At 59.5% G+C, this 16,759-nt stretch carries 17 protein-coding genes; 3 read left to right on the top strand and 14 right to left on the bottom strand.

The annotated features are described in order from the left end of the window. Positions 1 to 53: 53 nt before the first annotated feature. From BMS17_RS15180 to BMS17_RS15230, 11 genes are all read right to left on the bottom strand, one after another. Entirely contained in the window at positions 54 to 2,258 is a 2,205-nt protein-coding gene (locus tag BMS17_RS15180) for an OsmC domain/YcaO domain-containing protein (RefSeq protein ID WP_077431180.1), read from the bottom strand. Between the two features lie 158 nt (positions 2,259 to 2,416). Continuing rightward, on the bottom strand, positions 2,417 to 3,574 hold the full coding sequence (locus BMS17_RS15185; RefSeq protein WP_046028844.1) for a glutathionylspermidine synthase family protein: 1,158 nt from the start codon (positions 3,572 to 3,574) through the stop codon (positions 2,417 to 2,419). Between the two features lie 12 nt (positions 3,575 to 3,586). Then, entirely contained in the window at positions 3,587 to 4,306 is a 720-nt protein-coding gene (locus BMS17_RS15190) for a DUF1190 domain-containing protein (protein ID WP_046028842.1), read from the bottom strand. 19 nt (positions 4,307 to 4,325) lie between these two features. Then, the gene (locus tag BMS17_RS15195; protein WP_027924370.1) at positions 4,326 to 4,754 is read right to left on the bottom strand and encodes a DUF350 domain-containing protein; all 429 of its coding nucleotides are present in this window, start codon (positions 4,752 to 4,754) and stop codon (positions 4,326 to 4,328) included. Between the two features lie 14 nt (positions 4,755 to 4,768). Next, the gene (locus BMS17_RS15200; RefSeq protein ID WP_046028840.1) at positions 4,769 to 5,443 is read right to left on the bottom strand and encodes a DUF2491 family protein; all 675 of its coding nucleotides are present in this window, start codon (positions 5,441 to 5,443) and stop codon (positions 4,769 to 4,771) included. Then, positions 5,430 to 6,464 (bottom strand): ion channel, encoded by a 1,035-nt coding sequence (locus BMS17_RS15205; protein WP_046028838.1) that lies wholly within the window; start codon positions 6,462 to 6,464, stop codon positions 5,430 to 5,432. The genes BMS17_RS15200 and BMS17_RS15205 overlap by 14 nt, the downstream gene beginning before the upstream one ends. Positions 6,465 to 6,535: 71 nt before the next feature. Continuing rightward, a complete protein-coding gene (locus BMS17_RS15210) occupies positions 6,536 to 7,099 on the bottom strand; it encodes a rhomboid family intramembrane serine protease (RefSeq protein ID WP_046028835.1) in 564 nt (187 codons plus the stop codon). A 156-nt stretch (positions 7,100 to 7,255) separates the two neighbouring features. Then, positions 7,256 to 7,954: a PspA/IM30 family protein gene (locus BMS17_RS15215; RefSeq protein ID WP_046028833.1), complete on the bottom strand. Its 699-nt coding sequence runs from the start codon at positions 7,952 to 7,954 to the stop codon at positions 7,256 to 7,258. Between the two features lie 21 nt (positions 7,955 to 7,975). Further along, complete coding sequence (locus tag BMS17_RS15220) at positions 7,976 to 8,557, bottom strand: YjfI family protein (RefSeq protein ID WP_175648965.1); 582 nt, start codon at positions 8,555 to 8,557, stop codon at positions 7,976 to 7,978. Between the two features lie 250 nt (positions 8,558 to 8,807). Further along, positions 8,808 to 9,632 carry an alpha/beta fold hydrolase gene (locus BMS17_RS15225; RefSeq protein WP_046028829.1) on the bottom strand — a complete coding sequence of 275 codons (825 nt, stop codon included), beginning with the start codon at positions 9,630 to 9,632 and terminating at the stop codon, positions 8,808 to 8,810. Between the two features lie 42 nt (positions 9,633 to 9,674). Beyond that, positions 9,675 to 10,229 carry a cysteine hydrolase family protein gene (locus BMS17_RS15230; RefSeq protein WP_046028827.1) on the bottom strand — a complete coding sequence of 185 codons (555 nt, stop codon included), beginning with the start codon at positions 10,227 to 10,229 and terminating at the stop codon, positions 9,675 to 9,677. Positions 10,230 to 10,331: 102 nt separating this feature from the next. Here BMS17_RS15230 and BMS17_RS15235 point away from each other — a divergent pair, with 102 nt between their 5' ends. From BMS17_RS15235 to BMS17_RS15245, 3 genes are all read left to right on the top strand, one after another. Further along, positions 10,332 to 11,327, top strand: a complete 996-nt coding sequence (locus BMS17_RS15235) for a GlxA family transcriptional regulator (protein WP_046028825.1) — start codon at positions 10,332 to 10,334, stop codon at positions 11,325 to 11,327. A 291-nt stretch (positions 11,328 to 11,618) separates the two neighbouring features. Next, on the top strand, positions 11,619 to 12,728 hold the full coding sequence (locus tag BMS17_RS15240; protein ID WP_046028824.1) for a DUF3182 family protein: 1,110 nt from the start codon (positions 11,619 to 11,621) through the stop codon (positions 12,726 to 12,728). Continuing rightward, positions 12,718 to 13,476 carry a S9 family peptidase gene (locus tag BMS17_RS15245; protein ID WP_077431181.1) on the top strand — a complete coding sequence of 253 codons (759 nt, stop codon included), beginning with the start codon at positions 12,718 to 12,720 and terminating at the stop codon, positions 13,474 to 13,476. Before BMS17_RS15240 ends, BMS17_RS15245 begins: the two co-directional genes overlap by 11 nt. Before the next feature lie 116 nt (positions 13,477 to 13,592). Here BMS17_RS15245 and BMS17_RS15250 read toward each other — a convergent pair whose 3' ends face one another. The 3 genes from BMS17_RS15250 to BMS17_RS15260 are packed head-to-tail and all read right to left on the bottom strand — an operon-like array spanning position 13,593 to position 16,655. Further along, positions 13,593 to 14,579: a lysylphosphatidylglycerol synthase domain-containing protein gene (locus BMS17_RS15250; protein WP_046028820.1), complete on the bottom strand. Its 987-nt coding sequence runs from the start codon at positions 14,577 to 14,579 to the stop codon at positions 13,593 to 13,595. Continuing rightward, positions 14,566 to 15,861: a cardiolipin synthase ClsB gene (gene clsB, locus BMS17_RS15255; protein WP_046028818.1), complete on the bottom strand. Its 1,296-nt coding sequence runs from the start codon at positions 15,859 to 15,861 to the stop codon at positions 14,566 to 14,568. Before clsB ends, BMS17_RS15250 begins: the two co-directional genes overlap by 14 nt. Beyond that, complete coding sequence (locus BMS17_RS15260; protein WP_077431182.1) at positions 15,858 to 16,655, bottom strand: endonuclease/exonuclease/phosphatase family protein; 798 nt, start codon at positions 16,653 to 16,655, stop codon at positions 15,858 to 15,860. The genes clsB and BMS17_RS15260 overlap by 4 nt, the downstream gene beginning before the upstream one ends. Positions 16,656 to 16,759: the final 104 nt, after the last annotated feature.

Raw genomic sequence — 16,759 nt, forward strand, 5'->3', positions numbered from 1 at the left:
AAACAAAAAAAAGCGAAGCCATTGATCTGGCTTCGCTTTTTTTGTGGGCGCTGTTAACGGGATAACGTGGTCACATTGGCCCGCGCCGAGTGCAGTTTCTTGTAGCTATCGATCAACCGCAGGTGCCTGTCGAGCCCCTCCAGTTTGATGCTGGTCGGCGTCAAGCCATGGAAGCGCACGCTGCCATCCACCGAGCCGATCGCTGCATCCGTGCGCTCGTTGCCAAACATCCGGCGGAAATTGGCCTCGTAGTCTTCCAGTTCCAGGTCTTCGTCCAGCTTCATTTCCAGCACCACATTGACGGCCTGGTAGAACAAGCCGCGCTCAACCGTGTTGTCGTTGTACTGCAGGAACATTTCCACTGCCTCTTTCGCCTCTTCGAATTGCTGCAAGGCGAGATAAATCAGCAGCTTCAACTCAAGAATCGTCAGTTGGCCCCACGCCGTGTTGTCGTCAAATTCGATGCCGATCAAGCTGGTGATGTCGGTGTAGTCGTCCAGCTCACTTTCCACCAGACGCTCAACCAGCGATTGCAGTTCTTCTTCGTCCAGACGATGCAGGTTGAGGATATCGGCGCGGAAGAACAGCGCTTTGTTGGTGTTATCCCAGATCAGATCGTCCGCGGGATAGATTTCCGAGTAGTCCGGCACCAGGATGCGGCACGCCTTGGCGCCGATGTGCTCGTAGACCGCCATGTACACTTGCTTGCCCATGCCTTCGAGAATGCCGAACAGGGTCGCGGCTTCCTCGGCATTCGAGTTTTCACCCTGGCCGGAGAAGTCCCACTCCACGAATTCGTAGTCTGATTTGGCACTGAAGAAGCGCCACGACACCACGCCGCTGGAGTCGATGAAGTGCTCGACGAAGTTATTCGGCTCGGTCACCGCATGACCTTCAAACGTCGGCTGAGGCAGATCGTTGAGGCCTTCGAAGCTACGGCCCTGCAACAATTCGGTCAGGCTGCGCTCCAGTGCCACTTCCAGGCTTGGGTGCGCGCCGAACGAGGCGAACACACCGCCGGTGCGCGGGTTCATCAGCGTGACGCACATCACCGGGAATTCGCCGCCCAGGGACGCATCCTTCACCAGCACGGGGAACCCTTGCTCTTCCAGCGCCTGAATCCCGGCGAGAATCCCCGGGTACTTCGCCAACACATCGGCTGGCACATCCGGCAGGGCAAACTCACCTTCGATGATTTCGCGTTTGACCGCGCGTTCGAAGATCTCCGACAGGCACTGCACCTGGGCTTCGGCCAGCGTGTTGCCGGCGCTCATGCCATTGCTGAGGAACAGGTTTTCAATCAGGTTGGACGGGAAATACACCACCTCGCCGTCCGACTGACGCACGAATGGCAGCGAGCAAATGCCACGCTCTTCATTGCCCGAGTTGGTGTCGATCAGATGGGAACCACGCAGCTCGCCGTCCCGGTTGTAAATCTTCAGGCAGTGTTCGTCGAGAATTTCAGTCGGCAGCGCATCATTGCGACCAGGCTTGAACCAGCGTTCGTCCGGGTAATGCACAAACGGCGCGTTGGCGATGTCTTCGCCCCAGAACTGGTCGTTGTAGAAGAAGTTGCAGTTGAGTCGCTCTATAAACTCGCCCAGCGCCGACGCCAACGCGCCTTCTTTGGTCGTGCCCTTGCCGTTGGTGAAACACATTGGCGAGTGCGCATCGCGGATGTGCAGCGACCACACGTTGGGAACGATATTGCGCCACGAAGCGATTTCAATCTTCATGCCCAGGTCAGCGAGGATGGCCGACATGTTGGCGATGGTCTGCTCCAGCGGCAGGTCCTTGCCGGCAATATAAGTGCTCGCCTCTGAGTTAGAAGCAGGCATCAGCAACGCCTGGGCATCGGCGTCGAGGTTTTCCACTTCTTCGATCACAAACTCAGGCCCGGCTTGCACCACTTTTTTCACGGTGCAACGGTCGATGGAGCGCAGGATGCCCTGGCGGTCCTTGTCGGAGATGTCTGCCGGCAACTCGACCTGAATCTTGAAAATCTGGTTGTAGCGGTTTTCCGGATCAACAATGTTGTTCTGCGACAGGCGGATGTTATCGGTGGGAATACTGCGAGTGTCGCAGTACAACTTCACGAAATAAGCCGCACACAACGCCGACGAAGCCAGAAAGTAATCGAACGGACCCGGTGCCGAGCCATCGCCCTTGTAGCGAATAGGCTGGTCGGCCACCACCGTGAAGTCATCGAACTTTGCTTCAAGCCGAAGGTTGTCGAGAAAGTTGACCTTGATTTCCATGGGGGATTACCAGAATAACGGGCTAGACGAATTGGCCGCCATTATCCGGCTTTTCGGGCGTAAGTCTTGTCGTTGTCTCGTCTTGACCTTGGTTTAGCCCTGTTTTCACCCGAACGCCCGATGCACGGCACCGGGGTTTCTTATGCACGACGTATTGCTCAGTCGAGTATCAGGTGCGGCAAAAACCGGCTCGAATCCTTGGTGATCAAACTGTTGTCTTCCCGCACGCCAATACCGGCGGCCTGATCGCCAATCACCCAAGAGCCAATCAGCGTATAGCTGTCGCCAAACTTCGGCAGCGGGGCGAACTCCTGGAGGATAAACGGCGCATCCGTGTAGGGCCCATCTTCTTTGACGATCAGGCCATCGGCCGTTTGCAGCTCGATGTTGGCGCCTTCACGGGAGAAGAACGGTTTACGCACCCAGCCCTTGGGCACCGCTTTGTTCGGATCCATGTCCAGGTGAGCAGCGAGCAGGTTCGGGTGACCTTTGTTGAACTCCCACAGCAACGGCAGGATGCCCTTGTTGGAGATGATGGATTTCCACGCCGGCTCGAAAAACTGGGTGTCACTCTGGGCAATCGCGGCGCCGAAGGGCTCGTGGAAAATGAATTCCCAGGCATGCAGCTTGAACAAGTGCGGGATCCAGCGATCTTCGAGATCGACGAATCGTCCGTCGCTGGTGAGGCCGATGTCTTCGATATCGATGTGCCGGGATTCTATGCCGACTTTTTCCGCGACCAGTCGCAAATAGTCGGTGGTGCCCTTGTCTTCGACCGAATGTTTCATCGAGGCGAAATAGAAGGGCTGTTTGAGCTGCAGTTGAGCAAAGGCCTGATGGAGTTTGGTGTCGATGCTATTGAACTGGTCGGCATGCTTGGGCAGCAAACCGCGTTCGATGCATTGCTCCAGCCAGCCCCATTGAAACGCCGCCGCCTCATACAAGCTGGTCGGCGTGTCGTAGTTGAGTTCCAGCAACTTGGCCGGCCCGGTGCCGTTGTAGGAGAAGTCCATGCGCCCATACAGGTGCGGGTGACCTTCAAGCCATGACGTGCGAATCATGTCGTAGAACGCCGACGGAATACTCAGGCGTTCCAGCAACTCCTCGCTCTGAACCACGCGGGCCACCAGGTCCATGCACATCTCATGGATCTCGGTGGTCGGGTCCTCCAGATCGTTTTCGATTTGCTTGAGCGTGAACTGGTAATACGCGCTCTCGTCCCAATAGGGTTCGCCATCGATGGTGTGAAACAGAAAGCCGAGACCTTCGGCGGTCTGTTTCCAGTCATGACGCTCTGCGCAATGGATCTTCTTCATGGCCCGGTTTCCTTAACTGCTCGACCCGCCGCCCCAGCCGCTGCGTGCGCTGGCCTTGCTGCCGAAACCGCCACGCGACGTCGACGAGGCAACGGAAGAAACCGGCTTGCTTGCCGATTTGCTGATGGTGTTGCTGTAGCTGCCGCTGCCGCCGTACTTCGCCTGGTTGGACCGGTTGAACGTCGAACCGTTGGCGATGCGTTGGTTGAGGGTTGAGGAGCCATAGTTGCCGCGATCATCGCGGTAGCGGTAGACCGGTTGGGAGTAATAGCTGTTGCGGTTGTTGCTCAGCATGTTGCCGATCAACAGCCCGGTCAGCAGGCTGCTGGTGGAAAACCCCGAGCCGCCGGTGTTGGCTTCCGAGGCCGGCAGTTGTGCCTTGGCGGCGTCCACCTGGGATTGCGTCACCTGGCCATCAGCGGTCAGCTCGAAGCCGCCCAGCCTGGGGATGAACTTGCCGGTCGAGTCCTGCTGGCACCAGTCGGCGACAAAATCGGCATCGCAATCGGCCTGGTTGTCGTACACCGGGGCAATGCGACGATGCTCGGCCATGGCGCTCATGTAGGCATCGGAGCAGACGTCCACCGGGAGTTTTTCATCGGCGCATTGCTGGACGGACTGGAAGTTGTACTTCTTCTGCACCGCGTAGGTTTTTTCCGTTGGCCCGCAACCGGATATCGCCATGGCGACCGATGCGGCCAGCGAGAGCTGAACGTACTTGCTTCGTTTCATCGAAATCTCCGCTGCGCGATCAGTTCTGGGAAGGGGTCATGCACGCGGCGTTGAGCATGCCGACGCTGATGGCCACTGCCGCCACATAAATGCCCGCGGCGATTTCACCTTTTTTGATGCGCTCCGAGGTGCCTTTGAGTACCAGGCTGGTCATCAAGAACGCCAGCAGTTGCACGAAGGCGGCGATGACGGCCCAGACAACGAAGTCGAGCAGACTGATCGAATAGGCAATCACATTGCTGGCCGGGATGGCGAAACCAATGATGGCACCACCGAGGGCGATGGCGGCCGCCACGTTGCCCGAGCGGATCAGTTCGAACTCTTTGTGCGGCGTGATGCGGGTGTAGATGAACTGGAACAGCGCGAACAACACCGCGGCGCCGAGGATGTACGAAACAAACCCGAGCACAGCCGCCGGGTTCAGAGAGATGGAGAGAGCTTCTAGCATGGACGTCTTCCTTGTTAAAAAGTGTTCAGGTCGGTGGTGTACAGCGAGACACCCAACGACGTGCTCAAACTGATGGTGCCTTCAGCGTCTTCTTCGACGGAGAACAGCAGAAATTCCCGGCGATCGGTCAGGCCGGTTTCGCGGGCGTACAGCATTGAACGGTGCTCGATGCTGTAGGCGTCCTCCGGATTTTTCAGCTGTTCGCTCAGCGCCACCAATTCGGTCTGGCCATTCTCGGTGCCCCATTCGCGGGTGTATTCGACGCCGTTGTGGGTGTAGGTCGGCAAGCCGATCAGGCTTTGCGGGCCGGCCAGTCGGCGCAATTCCGCCTCGCTGCTGATGGTGATGTAGCTGAGGTAGTTGAACAGGATCACCGACTCGACCTGCCCGGCGATATCGCCGGTGGTGTGCACCTGCAGCCAGTATTCTTCGTCGTTCATGTAGTAGCGCGAGAGCCAGGTAGACTGCCCGAGATCGATGGTGCCGTTGCTCCAGATCTGCTGGGAACCCGGAATCGTCACGGTGGTGTTGCCGTCGAGCAACAATTTCAGGCTGGTGTCGAACATCACGCCTTTGCCCAACCCCAGGCCCAGTGGGCCCGCTGCCGGCAGGGTTTCACTGGCGGTCCATTTCGAATCGGTATTCGCGTTCGGGGCCTCAAGCCCCATCAACTGTTTAAACCATCCCATGGGAGATCTCCTTGAGGCGAGTGGAGGCGATGTAGAAGAGTTCGCCGCCCTCAACGCGTGTCGCGTTGGGCGGGTTGATCGAAGGGTGTTGGGCGCCTTTGGCGCGATAGCCGATGAGAGTGGCGTTATGGCGTTCTTTCATCTGCGCGTACAGGTCACCAAAGGTGGCCTCATACGTTTCGGGCAGTTTCATCAGGTATTGGGTCGCGCCTTCACCCACGCACAGCAACTCATTGATGACCATGGACGAGCCCGGGTCCTGAGAGGCGCGCACCAACATCTCGATGGCCATGCTTGAGGTGCATTCGAGAGTGGGGGCGTAGGCGCTGGCGAGTGCGGCGATTTCGCTTTCATTGAAATGCGCGACCACGTGCCCGATCGGGTTCAGTTGATTGACCGCCAGCACGGTGGCCAGGGTCAAATCGTCTGACGGGGTTCGCACCAGCACGCGCTCGGCACCCGGAACACCGGCGCGCAGTAATAACGCCGCCGAGGACAGGCTGTCACCTTTGATGAAGCTGGCCTTGCCCGGCATGGGGTTTTCTTCAAGGGTGCAATCGCAAATCACGATCAGGTTGTCGTTGGAGGTTTCGTCCTGCAACAACAATTCAATGACCCGTTCGCTGCACGCGCCTTCCCAGCCGATGAGAACCGTATGGCCGACCTTGCCGGTGAAATCGCCTTTGCCCTTCATGCCTTTTCTCCATGCATCGATAACACTGCTGGTGGTTTTGCCAATCGCCGCTGTCAGCAGCGCAATGCCACCGAGCATGACCCAGGTCGCCACGAAAATCCGCCCGGCCGAGGTCTGCGGCGCGAGGTCGCCATAGCCGACGGTCAGCGTGGTGGTGAGATAGAAGTAGGTAAACGTGGCGGGGGTGGTGAGCTGATGTTCGCCCAGCAACACCAGCCCCAGCCAGGCGGTGGTCAGGTGGATGCCCAACGCAATCACCAGGCCCGCCCAGCCGAAACGGTGGAACAGGGACGAGGCATACAGGCGTAATAAAAGGAATATCGACATTTCGTCCCTGACTCTGTGGGGCACGCGTTCCTGGCGAAGTCATCGCCTCGGTGTCGGTGTGCCCGAATGCGTTAACGGGCGGCATTAAACCTGCTGCGTGGCGCAGATAGAAGTACCTTGGCTGCAATAAAACCGGCGAATGCCCCGAACAGATGCCCTTCGAATGAAATGCCCCGACGAGGCAGGAAGCCAAAGACCAATCCGCCATACAACAAGGCAACGAGGCCTGCCGTCATAACGTTGCCCCAGCTCTTCTGGAACCAGGCGCGCGACAGAATGTACGCCCACAGCCCGAAAACCCAACCGCTGGCGCCAATGTGTACGCCGGTAAAACCGAACAGCCAGACCAGCGAGCCGCCCAGCAGAATAATGATGGCGCTGACGGTCATGAACCGATTGAGCCCATCGACGATCACCAGCGTACCCAGTACCAAAAAGGCAATCAGGTTGGCACTCAGGTGCGAGAAGGACGCGTGCAAAAAAGGTGAAGTGACGATGCCCATCAGTCCATGCACGGTTCTGGGAACCAGGCCGAACGCCATAAGGCTGTAGCCGGTCGCCGCGTTGATCACTTGTAGCGCGACCATGAAGATGGCCAGGCCGGCGATTAGCTTGAAACCCTTCAGGGCATCCATCCTTGACCTCTGCTCGACAAAACTGAAACGCAATTCCCATTGTGGGAGCGAGCTTGCTCGCGATGACGGTATGTCATTCAACATCAATGTTGGCTGACGCTCCGCAATCGCGAGCAAGCTCGCTCCCACAAGGTTTTTGGTGTTGCCCCGACCGCGTTACTCGGCCGATTTCTGCTTCAGGCGTTCCAGGATCGCGTTGGCGCTGCCTTCGTTCGGCGTGATGCCGGCTTCGCGCAGTTTGCGTTCCAGGTCGGTGCCAGTCGAGGCGTCGGCCAGTTGGTCCTGTGCTTCCAGTTCTGCAGCGCGTTGCTGCTGCTTGGCCTGCAAACGGTTCAGGGTGCCGACGGCGGTTTCCAGCTTGCCATTGGCGCCGCCGCTGGCGATGGAGGCGCTGACCTGGGCTTTCTGCACGCTTTCGCGGGCCTTGGCCATGTCCACTTGCTGGCGCAGGCTCTTGATGCGGTTTTCGGCTTTGGTGATGTCTTTACGCATGTTGTCCGCGTAACCGCCGAATTCGGTGGCCTGCTTTTGCTCGACATCGAGTTCGTTGGTCAGGGTCGAAATCGCTTCGGCCACTTCCATCGCCAGGTCTTCGCGGTTGGCCTGGATCGCGGCCATGGCCTTGGATTCCAGGTCCTTGATTTTGGCGTGGTACTCGCTGACGCGGTCGGCCGACAGTTTGTGCTTGGCCATGATGGTGACCAGCTCGCGCTTGGCATTGGCCAGCGCGCTGTCAGCATCGCGAATTTCCTGGTCGAGGATGCGCAGGGCCTGTTGGTCGACGATTGCTTCGCCAACTTCGCTGGCACCGCCACGCAGCGCGGTGAACAGTTTGCTCCAGATGGACTGAGTCATTGGATCTTCCTTTCCTGATAATTACTTGAAGAAGCGTTCGAAGGCTTCGCTGGCACGCTGGACGTTGTCGACCAGGGTTTTCACCTCGGTCACCACGTTGGTCAGGCTGGAGTCGGAACTCAGCGCGCCGAACATGTTGTAAACGACCTGGCCGTTGGGCATGGACTCGATACCGATGGAGGACAGCGGGAACATTTCCCGGCTGCGCAACACGGCGTCGTTGAAGGCCGGCACGTCGTGGATGGACTCGACGTCGACCAGCACGGTATCCACGATGATCTGATCGCCCACCACCGCGATGTAAATCGGCAAGCCACCGAAATCGTTCATCTCCAGCTTGATGCTGGACTCGGAGCCTTGAACAAGGGAAAGGGTGATGTCGTTCGAAACCACTTCGTCGAGGGCCTTCAGGGCGTTGAAGAGGCTATCGATGTTCCAGTTGTTGCCTGCGCTCATGTAATTCTCCGACATGAATGAGCCAGCCAGAATCGGTTGGCGTAGCTGTTGCTCCATCTGCTTGAGCAAGCTTCGGTTTTCGGGAAGCACCCAAGTCTCGTGTTTCACATAACCGGCGGCTGCCAGGCCCGCGCGCATCTGCTTCATGTAGAAGCTCGATGGTTTTTTCGCGGACGGTTTTGAGCGCTCACCCTTGGGGCTCTTTGATGCAGCAGGCTCGACAGGCGAACCTGACGGGGAGCGGCTTTGCATGGCAGTGACTCCGTTGTGAACATCTCACGCGTGAGAAACCCTACGCCCAAAATACAGCGTCATCAATGGCTCACGCGTGAGTTTTTTCGGCCATACGCCAAAAGGCCCGCAGCATGGCGGGCCCTGTGGTATTTCAAAGTATTTCTCAGCCTTTGGCGAAGGCCAGCATGTCCGCGTTCACTTGCTCTTTATGGGTATCCGTCAGCCCATGCGGCGCTCCCGGATACACAATCAGCTCGGCATGCTCGATCAATCGCTTGCTCTCAAGCCCCGCCGCCTGAATCGGCACAATCTGGTCGTCATCGCCGTGGATGATCAAGGTCGGCACATCAAACTTTTTCAGGTCGTCACGGAAATCCGTTTCCGAGAAGGCCTTGATGCTGTCCAGGGTGTTCTTGTGACCGCCCATCATGCCTTGCATCCAGAACGAGTCGATCAACCCTTGCGATGACGTGGCGCCGGGGCGGTTGAAGCCAAAGAATGGCCCGCTGGCAACATCCTTGTAGAGCTGCGACCGGTCGGCGATAGACGCCGCACGGATGCCGTCAAACACTTCAATCGGCAGGCCTTTGGGATTGCTCTCGGTTTTCAGCATCAGCGGCGGTACGGCGGAAATCAGCCCGGCCTTGGCCAGACGGCGTGTGCCGTGGCGACCGATGTAGCGTGCAACTTCACCGCCGCCGGTAGAAAAGCCGAAAAGAATCACGTCCTTCAAATCCAGGTGTTCGATCAACTCGGCCAGGTCATCGGCATAGTGATCCATGTCGTTGCCGTCCCACGGCTGGCTCGATCGGCCATGGCCCCGACGATCATGCGCGATGGCACGGAAACCGTTGTTGGCGAAGTGCAGCATCTGCGATTCCCAACTGTCGGCGCTCAAAGGCCAGCCGTGGCTGAACACCACCGGTTGTCCGCTGCCCCAGTCCTTGTAGTAAAGGGTGTTGCCTTCGCGAGTCGTCAGAGTAGCCATGTCGATGATCTCCAATGAAGTACGTGAATCGGGCGTTTACATTTAGAAGCTGGCGGCGAGGAACTCGTCGGTGGACACTACCTTGGCGTAGGCAAAACCCAGCGCCGACATGAAGGCGGCGTGTACGTGGGCAGCCGGTACGGTCACACCGTTGAACTCCAGGTCCCGGGAGGCGCAGGCGTCGTGGATGACCGTGACAGCGTAGCCGAAGTCATTGGCGGCGCGAGTGATGCCGTCGACGCACATGTGGCTCATGCTGCCGACCACCACCAGCTCCTTGACCCCTTGCTCATCTAGGATCGATTTCAGGTCGGTTTCGCGGAACGAGTTGACGAAGTGCTTGAGGACCACCGGCTCATTGGCCTGGTTGAGGACCTTGGGGTGCAGCTTTGCGCCTTCGGAGCCCGGGGTGAAGAACGGTGCTTCTTCGGAGGTGAATTCGTGGCGGATGTGCACCACCGAATCACCGGCCTCACGAAACGCCTTGAGCAGGCGAACGGCGTTATCGGCAGCGGCGTCGGCGCCGACCAGCGGCCATTTGCCTTGTGGGAAGTAGTCGTTTTGGATATCAACTACGATGAGTGCTTGCTTGGCCATGACTGTTTCCTCGAAGTGCTTGTTGGGTGTGGGATGAAGTATTGGGTTTAGCAGGCCGTCCGAGGATTGGCCGCACCGACAATAGAAGGGGGAAAACTGACAATGGATGCAAAAAGGGCAATCGCCGAGCTGGGCGTGCTGATTTATCCCGGTGCGCAGATGGCGGCGGTGCATGGGCTGACGGATTTGTTCGACGTGGCCAACCGGATCGCCACCGAGCATCAGTCTGCGCAGTTGCCGCTGCTGCGGGTCAGCCATTGGCGGATAGAGGGCGATCAGGCGCCCGTTCGGGTCTACGACAGTCATCCCGCGCCGGACTCGGCCTTGGTGGCTGTGTTGATCCCGCCGTCGATTGCCAGTTTTTACGCCGGCCAGGTGCCGCCGGCATTGCTCGACTGGGTTCGCCAGCAACACGCGGGCGGCGCGACGCTCGGAGGCGTCTGCGTAGGCTCCATTCTATTGGCCGAAAGCGGCCTGCTCGACGGCCGCAGCGCCACCACGCACTGGACCTCGGCCAAAGGCTTCGCGGAGCGTTACCCAGCGATCAAACTCAAGGCTGACACGCCCATCGTCGATGACGGCGACCTGATTACCACGGCCGGACTGATGGCCTGGTCCGAGTTGGGGTTGCGCCTGGTCGACCGTTTGCTGGGGCCGAGTATTGCGACCGGCACGGCGCGGTTTCTGGTGGTGGAACACAGCGACAGTGCCAGCGAATGCGGGAGCAACTTTTCACCGATTCTCAGTCATGGCGATGCGTCGATTCTCAAGGTCCAGCATTGGCTGCAAAGCACCGGCGCGACCGATGTGTCACTGACGGCCATGGCTGAGCGGGCGGGACTGGAAGAGCGCACGTTCCTGCGCCGATTCCGCGCAGCCACCGGGCTCAAGCCAACCGAGTACTGCCAGCACCTGCGGGTCGGCAAGGCCCGGGAGATGCTCGAGTTCACCAACGGCACCATCGATCACATCGCCTGGACCGTGGGTTATCAGGACCCCGGTGCGTTTCGCTCGACCTTCAAGAAGATCACCGGGCTGGCGCCGAGCGATTACCGGACGCGGTTTGGTGTCTCACCGACGGCAGCAACCCCACGGTAGCCAGATCATTACATAGCCCATGTGGGAGCCGAGCTTGCTCGCGATTGCGCCATAACATTCAACAATGATGTGTCTGATACATCGCCATCGCGAGCAAGCTCGGCTCCCACAGGATCATGCGCCAGGTTTGAATCGTGCAAAATGCAGGCTGTCGTGCAGAATAAGACAGGCCTGGTGCCATTACCCTTTGCGCAACTATCTGATTTAAAAGTTGTTGGCGGCGCCCGCCGCTTGGCCTGATCTCTGCACCTCTCCCTCTACACTCATCAAGCGCCGATTGAAGGGGGACGCATGACCCCAACAAACCGCAGGAAACTGGTGGTCGCCCATTCCGTGCACCCGGATGCACCCTTGCACGAAGTTGAAACCAATCGTGCACTGGCCCGTTGGCTGGCGCAGATTCTGGGCCTCAAGTACGGGGGCAGTTTCGATCGGGAACTGCACAACGGTCGTGACCTGTATCTGCTACCGACGCAAACCCTGGTCGGCACCGATGCCGCCCGGCAAGTCGGCGTCAAAGGGCCGCAAGATTTGTGGGGCGGTTACGTCGATCACGATTTCATCTGCACCAAAGCCATCAGCCACGGCTTGCTCAATAAAAATGCCTACGCCCCGCCAGGTTGGTCACCGCTGTTTTCCGAGCGCGTGCGCAGCGTGGTGCTGGACGGCCTCAGCGTGTTCTCGTTCGACGATGCGCGACCCGCCGCCGAACACTTGCTCTACAACGGCCCGATCCGCCTCAAGCCTGTACATGCCTGCGCCGGACGTGGCCAGGAGGTGATTGAAAGCCTCGATCAGTTCGACGAAGTCCTCGCCAGGCCCGATGCCAGCAAGTTGTTCACCGAAGGTGTGGTGCTGGAACAGGATCTGGACAACGTGATCACCCACAGCGTCGGCCAGAGTTTCATCGGCGACACCGTGCTGAGTTACTGCGGTGATCAATACTTGACTGAGGATGCTCAGGGCGAGCAGGTGTATGGCGGTTCCAACCTGTTGGTGGTGCCGGGTGACTACGAGGACTTGCTCAAGCTGCCGTTGCCTGACGATGTGCGGTTGGCGATCCGGCAGGCGCAGGTGTTCGACCGCGCTGCGGACGAGGCCTATCCCGGTTTCTATGCCTCACGGCGCAACTACGACATCGCCCAGGGCCTGGACTGTAACGGCCAACAACGCAGCGGCGTGCTGGAACAATCCTGGCGCATGGGCGGCGCCAGCAGCGCGGAAGTGGCGGCGTTGCAGAGCTTCGTCAACGATCCGGGGATGCGCGCGATTCGCGTGTCGTCTGTCGAAACCTACATCGATCAGCCGCTGCCTGCGGACGCCATCGAGGTGTATCGCGGGCCAGCGCAAACCAGTGACTTTCTACTCAAGTACGTAACGGTCAAATCCTATGACGGCTAGAAGCGAAACCATTCAGATCGACATCGACGATGAACAGATGAGCGGGACTTTTCTGAGCCCCAAATCGAAGGTTCCCGGCGTGCTGTTTGTGCACGGGTGGGGTGGCAGCCAGGAACGGGACCTGGAACGGGCCAAAGGCATCGCCGGTCTTGGGTGCGTGTGCCTGACGTTCGACTTGCGCGGCCACACCGGGGGCACCGGTATTCCGCTGACGCGCGTCACCCGCGAAGACAACTTGCGCGACCTGTTGGCGGCGTATGACCGCCTGCTCGCGCACCCGGCGCTCGATACGTCGGCCATCGCCGTGGTCGGCACCAGTTATGGCGGTTACCTGGCCTCGATCCTGACGTCATTGCGTCCGGTGCGCTGGCTGGCGCTGCGGGTGCCGGCGCTGTATCGCGACGATCAATGGCACACACCCAAGCGTGACCTGGACAAGACCGATCTGCGCGATTACCGCAGCACGTTGATCCGCGCCGACAGCAACCGCGCGCTGCATGCCTGTTCGCAATTCACCGGTGATGTGCTGCTGGTGGAGTCCGAGACGGACGACTATGTGCCGCACGCAACCATCATGAGTTACCGCGCGGCCTGTCAGCAGACTCATTCGCTGACCCACCGGATTATCGACGGCGCCGATCACGCCTTGAGCGAGCCCGTTTCACAGCAGGCGTACACCTCGATCCTGGTGGACTGGATTACCGAGATGGTGGTGGGTGAGCGGTTGAGCATTATTCAGTCCAGCTAAAAAATCTTCGGTGTTTTTGAGACCGTCATCGCGAGCAAGCTCGCTCCCACATTTGGAATGCATTCCCCTGTGGGAGCGAGCTTGCTCGCGATGGCGGCCTCAGACTTATAACACCCTCAAGAAGGCTTCTTCGAGATCCGCAACGACTTGGCCTTGGCCTCCACCAGCAAATACATCACCAACGCAATCAACAACGGCAGGATGAAATAAATCGCCCGGTACGCCAGCAACCCGGCCACCAGGCTTCCCCGCGAAACCTCGTGTTGCAGCAGCGCCACGAACACGGCCTCCAGCACCCCAAGCCCCGCCGGAATATGGGTGATGACCCCGGCGATGGCGCTGATCAGCAACACACCCAGCACCAGTGGATAGTCGAGCTTGCTCGGCAACAAGGTAAAAATCACGGCGGCCATCAACGACCAGTTCAGCGCGCCGAGGGCCAGTTGCAGCACGGCCATGCGCAGTGACGGCAGATCAATTTCCAACCCGCGAATGGCCCATTCCCGGCGCTTGGAAAATCGGCAGGCCGCCAGATACCCCGCGCTCGCCAGCAGCAACAACACGCCCACACCTTGTAAGGCGCCACTGCTCAGTTTCCAGCCGGGCGGCATGCGCACCAGTCCGCTGCTGAACACCGCGCCGGCAATCACCATGTAGCCGAACCAGTTGGTCGCCAGGCTCAAACCGAGGATTTTCGCGATGTTGCCCTTGCTCACCCCCAACCGTGAATACAGGCGATAGCGCATGGCGATGCCCCCCACCCATGCACTCAGGTTGAGGTTGAAGGCATAGCTGATGATCCCCACCGGCAGGATCTGTTTCCACGTCAGGTTTTGGCGAATGTAGGTGCGGCCGATCAGGTCGAAACTGGCGTACACCAGAAAACTCAGCAGCGTCAGTCCTGAAGCGATGACCAGCGTTCGCACCTTGAAATCGGCCAGGGTGTTGAACACTTCGTCCCATTCGAGGCGCTCGGCCAGCATCGTCAGCAAGACAATCAGGGCCAGGAAAAACAGCATCGTCAACGGCCGTTTCCAGCGGCTCCAGCGAGACTTGCCGGGGTGCTCGGTGTGACTGCCCGAATGCGCTTCAGCGTGGCTCATGATGATCGCTCCCGGTCGGCTGGGTGAAGGGCTTGAGGCGCGGCTTGTGTGCCGGCAGCCAACCCGCCCAGGCCGGGAAGTGCCGCAGGAAGTGGAACACCAGAAAGCCGACCGTCATGTGCCAGATGCGGCCGCGCGGCGCAGTGTCGACGGACATGGCTTTGCAGTGGTTGTCGCTCAGGTGTTCAAGGCGTTCAAACAACGTGCGATTGAACGCGCGGTCGCGGATCAATACGTTGGCTTCCAGGTTCATCGACAGGCTCAGCGGGTCGAGGTTGCTTGAGCCGACGGTGCTCCAATCCTCATCGACCAACGCGACTTTGCCGTGCAGCGGCCGTTGGCAATACTCATGAATCTGTACACCGGACTTGAGCAAATAGTCGTAGGTCATGCGTGCGGCGAGTTTGGCCACCAGCATGTCTGGTTGACCTTGCAGAATCAGCCGCACGTCGACGCCCCGGCGCGCCGCGTTACGGATCTCGCGCAGCAACCGGTAACCGGGAAAGAAGTAGGCGTTGGCGATCACCACGCGGCGTTTGGCACTGCGCAGCACCCGCCGATACACCTCTTCGATGTCGGTGCTGTGGTCGCCATTGTCGCGGTACACCAGGCGAACCTGGCCGTCATGATCGTCCAGGGCCAGTTCCGATCGCCGTTGCCGACGGCGCTGCCACCAGTATTTGGCCCGGGCCGGGCGACCGCATTGCAACAGCGCGAAGTGATGAATGTCGGCCACCACCGGGCCTTGCACTTCAACGGAATAATCCTGTTTGGCCTCGGGGCCGAAGTCGCCCAAATGGTCGGCGGAAAAGTTGATCCCGCCGATAAAGGCCACCGCGCCGTCGACCACGACAATCTTGCGGTGCAGGCGACGGAACCAGTTGGTGCGAATGCCCAGACGCTTGGGCGCCGGGTCGAATATCTGGATGTGTACGCCGGCCTCGCTCAATGCGGCCAGAAACCCGGTGCTCAATTCGCCACAGCCAAAACCGTCGAGGCTGGCCGTGACCCGCACACCGCGCCGAGCCGCGTCGATCAGCACTTGCTGCATTTCATTGCCGACCTTGTCCTCGAACACGATGAAAGTTTCCAAGAGGATTTCCGTCTTGGCCTGGCGCATGGCCTCGAACACCCTGGGGAAATACTCCTCACCGTTTTCCAGCAACTCGACGCGGTTGTTGCCTTGCCAGCCATAGTCGACATCGACCACGGCGGGCTCTCGGGTTTTCGGGGGAGTGGACACGTGTTCCACGCGGGCTTCTTCCATCGATGGGCTGCTCATAGCTCGATCTCCACCGACAGCGGTGCATGGTCGGAAAGGTGTGACCAGGGACGCGCCGCCAGCACTTGCGGACGGTGGGCCTTGAGGTTGCGCACGTAGATGCGGTCTAGTCGAAGTGCCGGCATTCGCGCAGGAAAACTGCGCGCCGGTTTGCCGTGATGTTCGGCGAACACTTCGCGCAAGCCACAGGGTTTGAGCAACGCATCGGCGCGTTGGCGCCAGTCATTGAAGTCGCCGGCCACGATCACCGCAGCATCGTCCGGCAACTGCGCCAGGCGTCGGCTCAATAGCTTGAGCTGTTCGGTGCGATGGGTTTCGCGCAGCCCCAGGTGCACGCAAATGGCGTGAACCTCCTGACCGTCACCGGGCAGGCGTAACACGCAATGCAGGATGCCGCGGTTTTCATGGCCGCTGATCGAGACGTCGAGGTTGTCATGGCGAATGATCTGGAATTTCGACAGCAGCGCATTGCCGTGATCGCCCGCCGGGTAAACCGCATTGCGGCCATAGGCAAACTGCGGCCACAGGGTGTCGGCGAGGAATTCGTATTGCGGCATCGTCGGCCAATCGCTGTAGCGCCGCGGATGCTGTTCATGGGTGCCGTGGACTTCCTGCAAAAACACCACGTCGGCGGACACGCTGCGCACCGCTTCACGCAACTCCGGGAGGATGAAACGCCGGTTGAGCGCGGTAAACCCTTTGTGCGTGTTGACCGTCAGCACGGTGAAGCTGCGCACGGCGGTGAGGATAGGCGATGGCTCGTCGGCGGCGCCAAGCGGCTCGGAAACGTTCATGGCAGCACGCCTTCGGCCACCGGTTTGCCGGGGACGCTGTAGCGCCAGCCTGAACTACCCACATGAATCGCCGCCATGCCGCCTCCCGCCTGATGGTCTTCGAA

This window comes from Pseudomonas sp. C9 (genome assembly GCF_002000165.1).
Classification (GTDB): Bacteria; Pseudomonadota; Gammaproteobacteria; order Pseudomonadales; family Pseudomonadaceae; genus Aquipseudomonas.